This is a genomic window from Kitasatospora sp. NPDC091257 (assembly GCF_044757675.1).
In the GTDB taxonomy this organism is placed as follows: domain Bacteria; phylum Actinomycetota; class Actinomycetes; order Streptomycetales; family Streptomycetaceae; genus Kitasatospora; species Kitasatospora lactacystinica.
In genome coordinates, this window is sequence record NZ_JBIVVI010000152.1 from 1 (window position 1) to 11,009 (window position 11,009).

Annotated in this window: 9 protein-coding genes and 1 pseudogene; 4 read left to right on the forward strand and 6 right to left on the reverse strand. The window is 74.1% G+C overall.

Annotated elements, in window-relative coordinates; translation table 11 throughout:
• From ACIQOV_RS09955 to ACIQOV_RS09965, 3 genes and pseudogenes are all read right to left on the reverse strand, one after another.
• Positions 1–262: pseudogene (locus tag ACIQOV_RS09955) on the reverse strand (hypothetical protein); the annotation flags it as partial.
• Positions 262–2,340, reverse strand: coding sequence for an iron uptake transporter permease EfeU (efeU, locus tag ACIQOV_RS09960; protein WP_401046943.1), 2,079 nt, complete (start codon positions 2,338–2,340; stop codon positions 262–264). The gene efeU and the pseudogene ACIQOV_RS09955, both read right to left, overlap by 1 nt.
• A 239-nt stretch (positions 2,341–2,579) precedes the next feature.
• Positions 2,580–2,906: a hypothetical protein gene (locus ACIQOV_RS09965; protein ID WP_359908787.1), complete on the reverse strand. Its 327-nt coding sequence runs from the start codon at positions 2,904–2,906 to the stop codon at positions 2,580–2,582.
• A 408-nt stretch (positions 2,907–3,314) separates the two neighbouring features.
• Here ACIQOV_RS09965 and ACIQOV_RS09970 point away from each other — a divergent pair, with 408 nt between their 5' ends.
• Positions 3,315–4,937, forward strand: a complete 1,623-nt coding sequence (locus tag ACIQOV_RS09970; RefSeq protein ID WP_401046959.1) for a cytochrome bc complex cytochrome b subunit — start codon at positions 3,315–3,317, stop codon at positions 4,935–4,937.
• Between the two features lie 92 nt (positions 4,938–5,029).
• On the opposite strand, the gene ACIQOV_RS09975 is transcribed toward ACIQOV_RS09970, so the two are convergent.
• The gene (locus ACIQOV_RS09975; RefSeq protein ID WP_049657125.1) at positions 5,030–5,359 is read right to left on the reverse strand and encodes a hypothetical protein; all 330 of its coding nucleotides are present in this window, start codon (positions 5,357–5,359) and stop codon (positions 5,030–5,032) included.
• 376 nt (positions 5,360–5,735) lie between these two features.
• On the opposite strand from ACIQOV_RS09975, the gene ACIQOV_RS09980 reads away from it, so the two are divergent.
• Positions 5,736–6,167, forward strand: a complete 432-nt coding sequence (locus ACIQOV_RS09980; RefSeq protein WP_359908792.1) for a YchJ family metal-binding protein — start codon at positions 5,736–5,738, stop codon at positions 6,165–6,167.
• Positions 6,168–6,258: 91 nt separating this feature from the next.
• Here the strand turns inward: ACIQOV_RS09980 and ACIQOV_RS09985 are convergent, their stop codons facing one another.
• The gene (locus tag ACIQOV_RS09985) at positions 6,259–7,314 is read right to left on the reverse strand and encodes a polysaccharide deacetylase family protein (RefSeq protein WP_401046948.1); all 1,056 of its coding nucleotides are present in this window, start codon (positions 7,312–7,314) and stop codon (positions 6,259–6,261) included.
• Positions 7,315–7,525: 211 nt separating this feature from the next.
• Between ACIQOV_RS09985 and ACIQOV_RS09990 the strand changes: the two genes are divergently transcribed.
• On the forward strand, positions 7,526–8,056 hold the full coding sequence (locus ACIQOV_RS09990) for a GNAT family N-acetyltransferase (protein WP_401046951.1): 531 nt from the start codon (positions 7,526–7,528) through the stop codon (positions 8,054–8,056).
• A 15-nt stretch (positions 8,057–8,071) separates the two neighbouring features.
• Here the strand turns inward: ACIQOV_RS09990 and ACIQOV_RS09995 are convergent, their stop codons facing one another.
• Positions 8,072–8,989 (reverse strand): carbohydrate kinase, encoded by a 918-nt coding sequence (locus tag ACIQOV_RS09995; protein WP_401046954.1) that lies wholly within the window; start codon positions 8,987–8,989, stop codon positions 8,072–8,074.
• Between the two features lie 378 nt (positions 8,990–9,367).
• On the opposite strand from ACIQOV_RS09995, the gene ACIQOV_RS10000 reads away from it, so the two are divergent.
• Positions 9,368–10,921 (forward strand): M1 family metallopeptidase, encoded by a 1,554-nt coding sequence (locus tag ACIQOV_RS10000; protein ID WP_401046957.1) that lies wholly within the window; start codon positions 9,368–9,370, stop codon positions 10,919–10,921.
• Positions 10,922–11,009 lie beyond the last annotated feature (88 nt).

Sequence of the window (11,009 nt, forward strand, 5' to 3'; positions counted from 1 at the left end):
GGGTGGTGACGCCGGCCTGGTGGGCCCCGTGGAACGGCACCGCCCCGGCCTTCTCCTGCTTGCCGTCCCCGGCGGCGGCCCGGCCGGCGCCGAGGGCGAGGCCGCCACCGGCCAGCACGGCCGCGCCGGCGCCGGCGCCGAGCGCGGCCCGGACGAAGCTGCGCCGGGCCGGTCCGGCCGGGCAGCCGCCCTCCGCGGCGGCCTCGGCCGGCGCGGCGTGCGGGAAGGGGCAGGACCCGGTGGCTGCGGTGTGGTCGGTCATCAGGCGGCCTTCCGGATTTCGAGCAGGGCGGGGACGGGGGCGAGGTCTTCGAGCAGTTCGCCGGTGGCCCCGTTGAGCTGTCGGCGGGCGTCGGCGGGCAGCCGGTCGACCGGGGTCCACCCCTCGGGCCGGTGCGCGGCGGCGAGCAGGTCGCCGACCCGCTTCATGCCGGCGTTCGCCTTGACGAGCACCTGCGGGTCCCGCTCGTCGAGCAGCGGCTGGAGCAGCGTCAGCAGTTCCTGGGTGCCGGTCAGGTTGGCCTGGGCGGTGGCCAGGTTGGTGCCGCTGCCCATGTCGGTGTCGCCGGTCAGCTCGAACTGGAGGGTGTTCTCCAGGATCTCGTGGGCGCGCAGCGGCAGGTCGCCGGGGGCGAAGTCCTGCCCGGGGAAGTCGTGCGCCAGCTGGTCGACGTTCTGCGCCAGGTCGTCGGCGACGGGTGTCAGCTCCTCGGCGGACCGGCCGTGCCAGAGGCCGTACTCCAGGCGCAGGAAGCCGGTGAAGCCCGGGTCCTTCTCCTTGTCGGCGAGGCCGTCCGGGCGGCCGTCGATCTTGCCGTCGAGGTCGGCGAAGGTGCCGTACGCGGCGCCGAGGGAGGCGTACTGGAGGTGGGCGGCGAGCCAGTCGGCCTTCGCGGTGGCGAGGTCGCCGGAGCGCACGTCGGCCTGGAGCTTCCGGCTCTGCGTCACGAGCGTCGCGAGGCCCTGGCCGACGTACTCCTTGTAGCCGTCGAGCGGGGCCTTGAGGTCGCCCTCGGCGACCGGCTTGACGGCCTTGACCACGGCGGCGCCGCTGACGTGCACGGCGGCCGAGGTGACGGGCTTCCCGCCGGTGGGCACGCAGCGCCAGGCGTAGTCGCCGGAGCCGATGGTGGCGGTCAGGGCGCGGGTGGTGCCGGGGGCCAGGCCCTCGATCTCCCCGTAGACCGAGCCGGTGCCCGGGTCGACGAGGTAGACCTCGGCGACCTTGTCGCCGGTGTTGCGCATCTGGAACACCTGCTGGCCGGGCCGCGGGGCGGCGAAGCCCTTGCCGCACTCCTGCTCGGAGACGGCGACGGTGGCGGAGCCGCCCTGCTTGCCGTCGCTGATCGCGATCACGGCGCCGGCCAGCACCACCGGGACGGCGACCGCCGCGGTCGGCAGCACCCAGCGCGGCCGGCCGGCCCGCGCCGGCGGGGCCTCGGACTCCGCGTCGGCCCCGGCGGGCTTCTCCGCGACCGCCGCGGCTGCCGCGACGGGCGCGGCGGGCGCGGCGGCCGGGGCACTGGTGCCGCCGCGGACGCCCTCGATGAACAGCGTCATCACGATGCCCAGGTAGGCGACGTAGCCGACGATCTGGAGCACCGTCATGGTGACGGTCAGGTTGAGCGTGCCCTGGACCAGCGTCGCGTACCAGGACGAGGCGTCCAGGTGCCCGCCCAGGTCGAAGGCGTACGAGGTGCCGCCGCCGATCAGCCCGGACTCCTGGAGGTCCCGCAGGCCGTAGCCGAGCACGCCCGCCGCGACGACGATCAGGCCGATGCCGGTGATGGTGAAGAACCGGGTGAGGTTCATCCGCAGGGCTCGCCGGTACAGGCCCCAGCAGAGCCCGGCGGAGAGCAGCAGGCCGAGGGCCGCGCCGATCAGCGGCCCGGTGGACTCGCCGGCGGTGCGCACGTTGGTCCACAGGAAGAGCGAGGTCTCCAGGCCCTCCCGGGCGACCGCGAGGAAGCTGGTGAGCACCAGCGCACCGGCGCCCATCGCCAGCGAGGCCCGGACCTTCTCCTTGATCTCGGCGGAGAGGGTGCGCGCCGAGCGTCGCATCCAGAACACCATCGCGGTGACGAAACCGACCGCGATCAGGCTGAGCACCCCGCCGAAGGCCTCCTGCGCGTGGCCGGAGAGGTTGGCGGCGGTGAAGGTGAGCACCGCGCCGAAGCTCAGGCTGAGCGCGACGGCCGCCGCGACGCCCGTCCACACCTGGGGCAGCCGGGCCTTCTGGTCCGCCCGGACCAGGGTGGCGACCAGGATCGACACGATCAGTCCGGCTTCCAGGCCCTCGCGCAGCCCGATCAGGAAGCTGGGAAACGCCTCGTCCCACATGCGGCGGGCTCCTTCCCCGGGCCCGGCCCGGGTCGTTCACCTGTTCTCGCTCCGCCACGGTGGCGGTGGAGCGGCACAGCCGAACGCCCCGGACACCGGGTCCGGGGCGACGGCTTAGCTTAGGCAAACCTTAGAGCCGGCAAGGTCAACCGCACCCCCGCTTCGGGTAAGGATTCGGTATGAGCCCGCCCTCGCGTTGACCGGGCCCGCAGGCCTCAGGGGTCGTCAGGAGTCCGCGGTCACCCCCACCACTGCTCCGGCACCGGCTCCGGCTCGGACGATTCAGGGACCGTCACCGGTTCGGCGCAGCGCACCAGCAGATCGCCCTCCTCCGTCCCGGCGACGAGGTAGCCGCACTCGCGGAGCACGACCGCGGCCGCGCCGCTCAGCGCCGCGAGCGCCTCCCGGGAGGGTGGTCCGCCCGGCTCCGCGCCCGGCGTCCAGCCGACCACCACGCCCTCGGGGTGACGGTCGATCCACAGCGGTGAGGGCCCCGGTCCGGTGTCGAACCCGGCGCGGGCCAGGGCCTCGGTGACGTCCTCGAAGAGTTCACGGTGATCCACCATTGGCGCAGCGTAGGCCCGGGACCACGCGACCCCCGGCCGCGGCGCGCGCCGAAACGGTTCAGCGGCACTCGACCGCAGCATCGGCACCCGTTGGGCCGAGCGGCGGCCAGCCGATCGGGCGTCAGGGGCCCCCGTCCGGCCCGACACGAGCGGCCGGACGGGCCGATGGACGTGCACAGTCGGCCCCCTGCCGACAGCATGACAGAGTAAGCGCTCCATCACCCTGAGCAACGGGTCCAGTGGAACACCTGGTCCGCGCGCCGGTCCGGCCGGCGGGCCCGTATCGAGAGGTCCCATGATCACAACACTTCGCCGGCCGGTGTTCCCGCCGGCGGGCCTCCAGCACGGCACGCCGAGGACGCCGGGGAGCCCGTCGTGAGAACCGACCAGCAGTCGCAGCCGGGACCGGTGACCAGCACGCGCGCCGACCCCACCAACAAGGCCGAGGCCCTGGCCGACTGGACCGACGGCCGACTGGGCATCTACTCCCTGGCCAAGTCCAATCTGCGCAAGATCTTTCCCGACCACTGGTCCTTCATGCTGGGTGAGATCGCGCTCTACACCTTCGTCATCATCATCCTCACCGGCGTCTGGCTGACCATGTTCTTCACCCCGAGCATGGGCGAGGTCGTCTACGAGGGGACGTACGTCCCGCTCAGGGGCATCGCGATGTCCGAGGCCTACTCCTCGACGCTCAGGATCAGCTTCGACGTGCGCGGCGGCCTGCTGATGCGCCAGATCCACCACTGGGCGGCCATCGTCTTCGTCGCCGCGATGCTGACGCACATGATGCGCGTCTTCTTCACCGGCGCGTTCCGCAAGCCGCGCGAGATCAACTGGGTCTTCGGCGCGCTGCTGCTGATCCTCGGCATGTTCGACGGCTTCATGGGCTACTCGCTGCCGGACGACCTGCTCTCCGGCACCGGCATCCGCTTCATGGAGGGTGCCATCCTCGCCGTCCCGATCGTCGGGTCGTACCTGCAGTTCTTCATGTTCGGCGGCGAGTTCCCGGGCACCGAGATCATCCCCCGGCTGTTCACCGTCCACGTCCTGCTGATCCCGGGCATCATGGTGGGCCTGCTCGCGGCACACCTGATCCTGGTCTTCTACCACAAGCACACCCAGTTCGCCGGGCCCGGCCGGACCAACCAGAACGTGGTCGGCATGCCGCTGCTGCCGGTCTACACGGCCAAGGCGGGCGGCTTCTTCTTCCTGGTCTTCGGCGTGGTCGCGGTGATGTCCGCGATCGCCACGGTCAACCCGATCTGGGCGTACGGGCCGTACCGTCCGGACCAGGTCTCCACCGACGCCCAGCCGGACTGGTACATGGGCTTCTCCGAGGGCCTGATCCGCGTGATGCCCGGCTGGGAGATCAGCGTCTGGGGCGGCCACACCCTCAACCTCGGGGTGTTCATCCCGCTGATGGTCTTCCCGCTCGTGCTGATGGTCGTCTGGGGCTACCCCTTCCTGGAGGCCTGGATCACCGGGGACCGGGGCGAGCACCACATCGCCGACCGGCCGCGCAACGCCCCGGTCCGCACCGCCTTCGGCGCGGCCTGGATCGGCCTCTACCTGCTCCTGCTGGCCGGCGGCGGCAACGACCTGCTGGCCACCCACTTCCAGCTCTCGATCAACGCGATCACCTACGCGGTGCGGATCGGCTTCTTCACCGTGCCGGTGGTCGTCTTCGTGATCACCAAGCGGTGGTGCCTGGGCCTCCAGCGGCGGGACAAGGAGAAGGTGCTGCACGGCCGGGAGACCGGCGTCATCAACCGGCTCCAGCACGGCGAGTTCGTCGAGATCCACGCCCCGCTGCCGCAGGGCCGGCTCTACACCCTCACCGCGCACGACCAGCCCCGGCCCTCCGAGCTGCCGCCCGAGGTGGACGAGAACGGGGTGGCCCGCAAGACCGGGCTGTGGACCCGCACCCGGGTGAAGCTCTCCCGCGGCTTCTACGGCAAGGGCAGCCAGATCGCCAAGCCCACCGTCGAGGAGCACGAGGAGATCAGCAGCGGCCACGGCCACCACTGATTCCCGGGCACGACGAGGGCCCGCCGCGCCGGCAACGGTGCGGCGGGCCCTCGTCGTGCCCGGGCCCGCCGACGGCGGCGGGACCGGACCGCTCAGCCGCGCAGAACGGCCGGGACGACGGCGAACAGCGCCGCCGTCACGGTGACGGAGAGGCAGAGCGCCGCCCAGCGGGCGCAGATCCGGCGGCACTCGACGCGGTACCGGGCGGCCAGCCGGCGGCAGCGCTCGACCGCGCGGTCGACGACCTCCTCGGCGTAGCGCAACCGATCGGCGGCGTAGGCCTGTTCGAGGCTCTCCCGCTCCGCCGCCGGCAGCCACGGGAACTGCGCGGCGAACGCGCGGGCGTCCCGCTCGGCCGCCGCGACCTCCGCCTCCCAGGCCAGGAAACCCTCGATGCGGGCGAACTCCGCCCGGGAGTTCACCCGGGGGCGGGCGCCGGCGGGCCTGCCCCGGCGAGGGGTCCGCACTCTCGGCGGACGCTGTCTGCCACCCATGACCGCTCCGTACGTTGTAAGGCGGCCCGCCGGAGAAGCCTGCGGGGGACGGGCTCCTGACGGGGATCGCTCCGCGACCAGGCAACTACTATCAGCGACGAACAGCAGGTGGCGGGCGGCTCGCCACAACCCGCGCGATTCTTGCCGGACGGTGGAGCCCGCGACGAAGGGCCGGCCGGTCCACGGGGACGGACCTCCGGGTGACACGGACGGGCCCGCCCCCGGTGCGCCCGGGGGCGGGCCCGTTCCCGCCGTGCGCGGGGTGGCCGGGGAGCCGTCCGACGCGTGGGGGACAATGGACGGCATGTCCCGACGTCGTTCCGCTCCCCGCGCCGCAGCGCCGCGGCTGCTGCCCTCCTCCCCCTGCCCGTGCGGCCTCTCCGCCGGCTACGGCGACTGCTGCGGCCGGCTGCACCGGGGCCAGTCGACGGCCACCACCGCCGAGTCCCTGATGCGCTCCCGGTTCAGCGCCTTCGCCGCGCAGGACGAGGCGTACCTGCTGCGCACCTGGCACCCGGACACCCGGCCCGCGGAGGTCGACTTCGACCCGGGGCTGCGCTGGACCGCGCTGGAGGTGGTCGCCACCACCGAGGGCGGCGCGTTCCACGCGCAGGGCACGGTCGCCTTCCGGGCCCACTGGACCGAGGGCGGCGAGGAGGGCGTGCTCACCGAGAACAGCCGCTTCGTGCGGCACGAGGGCGCCTGGGTGTACCTCGACGCCCTCTCGCTCGGCTGAGCCGCCCGCCCCCGAGCCACCGCCCACCCCCGAGCCACCCGGACCGCGGCCGCCGGGTGGCCGCGGGCCGGGTGGCCCCTGCCGACAGGTGCTACAGGTAGTCGTCCAGCCGGGCCAGGGCGAAGCCCTGCGCGGTGACGTCGTTGACGACCTTGCGCAGCAGGTCCGGCATGGAGGCCTTCCAGATGTCGGTGCCCCGGAAGTGGGTCAGGATGATGTCGCCCGGATGCAGCTGCTGGTCGTCGTAGCGCCATTCCATGTGGTCCGGGAAGGCCTCCTCGTTCCACAACGGCACCGCCTCCACCCCGCAGGAGGCCGCAGCGCGCAGGGTGTCGTCGTTGTACTCGCCGTACGGCGGACGGAACAGCCGGGGGCGGACACCGATCTGCTGCTCCAGCTGGTCCTGCTGGTTGCAGATCTCCTGGCGCTGGGTCTCGTAGTCCAGCACCTTGAGGTTGCGGTGGTTGATGGTGTGGTTGTTGATCTCCACGCCCTGGGCGTGGAGGTCCCGGAAGTAGCCGTAGTTCTCGCGGGCGAGGTAGTCGGAGACGTACGTGCTGAGCGGGATGCCCAGCTCCTCGGCCATCCGGGAGAACTCCGGGTCCTTCTCGGCGCCGTCGTCGACGGTCAGGAAGACCACCTTGTCGTCGGTCGGGACCCGGTAGACGACGGGCGGGCGGCCCTCCGCGAGCGTGACGCCCTGCCCCGGGGTGAGCGCGGGCCTGGTCGCCGGGCGCGGCGGGGCCTTCAGGGGCGGGCGTTCCAGGCCCCAGCGCTGCGCGGTCTCCACCGCGGCGCGGGCGGCCACCTCCTGACGGGCCGTGGCCTCGCTGCCGCTCTGCTCCTCCTTGCGGGCCAGGCCGGGCAGCTGCGGCCGCTCCACGGGCGGGGCGCCCGCGCGGGCGGGGCCCTCGGCGGCCTGTGCCGCCGCGGCACCTCCCGGAGCCGCGGCGGCTTCGGCGGCGGGCGCCGCGTTCGCGTCGGCGGCCGGGGCGGGCTTCGGTCGGGCGGGAGCGGCCGGACCGGCGCAGCCGGCGAGGACGGCGGAGAGGCAGACGGTGGCCAGCAGGCCGGTCCGTACGCCGCTCCGGCGCTGCTGATTCCCCCTCAGATCCCCACTAATACGACAACCTGATGGTCTGTTCATAGCTGCACTGCTCCCCCGCCGCGCACCACCGCCAATCCCCACGTCACCCGCGCGGGGCAACGACGCACCGGAGCCTTGCCGTTCCTTTGCCCCGGGCGGCGGCCGACCGGACGGCCGATCGGCCGGGCGACCGGGGTGGAGCGGGGCGGTCGGGCCGGGCCGCCGGGAAAACCGATTGCGGGGGCGGCGCCATGAAGTGGATCATGCGCCCATGACCAACACCGCGCCCCGCAGCTCCGGCCCCTGGACCGTCGCCACCGCCGACGTGACCGCCCCCGAGGCCCTGGACCTGCTGCGCGAGTACTACGACGACGTGGCCAACCGCTACTACCGCCTGCACTTCGACCGGGAGGGCACCCCCGAGGAGCTGGAGTCCGGCCTGGCCGGCTCCCCCAGCGACGACCTCGCCGCCCCGGACGGCCTCTTCCTGATCGGCCGTCACGACGGCGTCGCCCACTCCTGCGCCGGCCTGCGGCGGCTCGACGCCACCACCGCCGAACTCACCCGCGTCTTCGTCCGCCCCGGCCTGCGCGGCACCGGCGGCGGCGCCGAACTGCTGGCCGCCGTCGACCGGGCCGCCCGCTCCCTGGGCGCGGACCGGATCGTCCTCGACACCCGCCTCGACCTGGCCGAGGCCCGCGCGCTCTACCTGCGCAACGGGTACCGGGAGATCCCCGCCTACAGCAGCGGTCCGTACGCCGAGATCTGGTACGGGAAGGACCTCACCGCCCTTGCGCGGTAGGCGGGTTGGGCCCGGCTACCCGGCACTCGCCGGGGCGTGGGACGGCGGCCCGTCCGTCAGGGCGGCCGCGAGTTCGGCCGCCGAGGGCGGGTTGGCGCCCGGGCGGGCGACGGTCAGCGCGGCCGCCGTCACCCCGTGGGTGAGGCAGACCGCGAGGTCGGCGCCGGCCGTACGGGCGTGCAGGAAGGCGGCCATGAAGGAGTCGCCGGCACCGACGGTGTCGGCGACCGGCACCGGGAGGGCCGCGGCCTCGGCGTGTCCGCCCCCTGCGGTACGGGCGAACGCGCCCTCGGCCCCGAGGGTGACCGCGACCACGGCCGGGCCGAGGGCCAGCCAGCGCTCGGCGACCGCCTCGGGCGGCTCGCCCGGGTAGAGCCAGGCGAGGTCCTCGTCGCTGGCCTTGACCAGGTCGCTCAGCGCCACCCAGCGCTCGACCCGTCGGACGGACTCGGCCCGGTCGCCCATCAGCGCCGGGCGCACGTTCGGGTCGTAGCTGATCCACGCCCGCCCGCGCCAGCGCTCGACCAGCGCCAGCACCGAGCCCGCGCCGGGCTCGGTGACCGCCGCGATCGAGCCGAGGTGGATCGCGGCGGGCGGCTCGGCCAGTTCGGTCGGCGGGAGCGTCCAGCGGATGTCGAAGGTGTAGCGGGCCCGCCCCTGCCCGTCCAGTTCCACCACCGCCGAGGGCGTCCGGGCGACCTCGGCCGCCCGCACCCGCACACCCGCCGACTCCAGGTGCCGCCGGATCAGCCGGCCGTTGGCGTCCGGCCCCAGTTCGGTGAGCAGCACGGCCGGGCGGCCCAGCCGGGCCAGGCCGTGGGCGACGTTCGCGGGGCTGCCGCCGGGGTGCACCCGGTCCGGCGCCGCACCCGATCGGACGATGTCGGCCACGCACTCGCCGATCACCAGAACGGGTGAAGCTGGGCTGGTCACGGCGGCTCCTGGCATCCGGTACGCGGGCGTCGTCAGAGCCGCCAGCCTACGGGGTGCGGCCGGGCACGCGGTGCCGGGGCAACAGAGTACGGCCGCCGGACCTGGCCAGGTTTTCCGACGGCCGTGGATCGTCCGTCAGGGGACGATGCACTCCTCACGGTAGACCGCGTGCGGCGGCCGCGCCATCACCCTGGGCCGTCCGGGGGACCACGGTGTGTCGTCGAAGCGCACCGATCGCTCCCGGGCCGCCGCGGCGGTCCACTAGCATCCGTGGCCGGGCTCCCCGTTCCGGCGGCTCCCGCCCTCTCCCCCGCTCCCGGTCGTGAAGTGCGGTGATCACCCTTGTTCAGGCCCCGCGCCGGTCTCCTTCCCCCGCTCGTGCTCAGCGCGGTCGTGCTCTCCGCGAGCGTGCCGACGGCCGGCGCCGCCGACGGGCCGGGCGATCCGGTCTTCCCCTCGCTCGGGAACACCGGGTACCGGGCGCTCGGGTACGACCTGGCCTTCGACTACCGGGCCGGGACCAGGACGGTGGACGGCACGGCCGTGATCACCGTACGGCCGGACCGCGCCCTCGCCCGGCTGGAGCTGGACGCGCTCGGGCTGACCGTGCGCAGCGTCCGGGTCGACGGACGGCCGGCGGACTTCGCGGCCCACGACGAGAAACTGACGGTCACCCCGGCCGGGCCGTTCCTGCCGGGCGCCGTCACCCGGCTCACCGTCGAGTACAGCGCCGATCCCCGTGCCGCGCTGCCGCACACCGGCTGGGTCCCCACCCCGGACGGCTTCGCGGTGGCCGGCCAGCCCCACAGCGCGCACACCGTCTTCCCGTGCAACGACCACCCGGGCGACAAGGCCCGGTTCACCATCGCGGTGACCGCCCCGGACGCTCTCCTCGGCGTGGCCAACGGCGAGTTGACGGCCACCGAGCGGCTGGGCGACGGCCGCACCACCCGCCGGTACGTCTCCCGCGAGCCGATGGCCACCGAACTCGTCCAGGTCTCGGTCGGCGACTACACCGTGCGCGAGCGCACCGGCCCGCACGGCCTGCCCCTGCGCGACGTCGTGCCGACCGCCCGCGCCGCCGAGCTGGAGCCCGCGCTCGCCCTCACCCCCGGCCAGCTCGTGTGGGCGGAAGCCCACCTGGGGCGGTTCCCGTTCGAGGTGTACGGGATCCTGCCGGTCAACACGGACGACCCGGCCGCGTTCGCCTTCACCGGTCTGGAGACCCAGACGCTCACCCTGTACAAGCCGAACTTCCTGCGGCAGGGGGAGCCGGCGATCGGCTCGCACATGATGCACGAGCTGGTCCACTCCTGGTTCGGCAACAGCGTCTCCCCCGCCCGATGGTCCGACCTCTGGCTCAACGAGGGCCACGCCGACTTCTACGGGCTGATGTACCGCTACGAGCGCGGGTGGCCGGACGTCTGGGGCCACACCACGCTGGTCGACCGGATGCGCTACGTCTACGGGCTGGGCGACCAGTGGCGGCACGACTCCGGGCCGGTCGCCTCCCCCACCGCCGCCGACCTCTTCGACAGCCAGCGGTACACCGGCGGCGCGCTGGTGCTGTTCGCGCTGCGGGAGAAGGTCGGGGCGGAGGCCTTCGACCGGATCGAGCGCACCTTCCTGGGCACCCACCGGTACGGGAACGCGAGCACCGAGGACTACGTGCGGACGGCCTCCGCGGTGTCCGGGCAGGACCTGCGCGGCTTCCTCCACGACTGGCTGTACGGGCTGCGGACACCGCCGATGCCGGGGCATCCGGACTGGGTGGTGGGCCCGGTCGGCCCGGCGGGGGCGGTTCCGGCGGTTCCGGCGGTTCCGGCCGCGCCGGGCGCTGCGGGGGTGGCGGTTCCCGGGCCCTCGGCCTGGGACCGTGGGGCCGCAGGGGCGGGCGGGCCCGGGGTGGCGCGGGGCTCCGGAACGCTCTGACGGCGCGGCTGGGGCTGCTGGTGCACGCCCGGCGCGCCGCCGTGCGTCCGGTCGCACCGTACGCGCCCCTGACCGGCAGGGGCGGGTG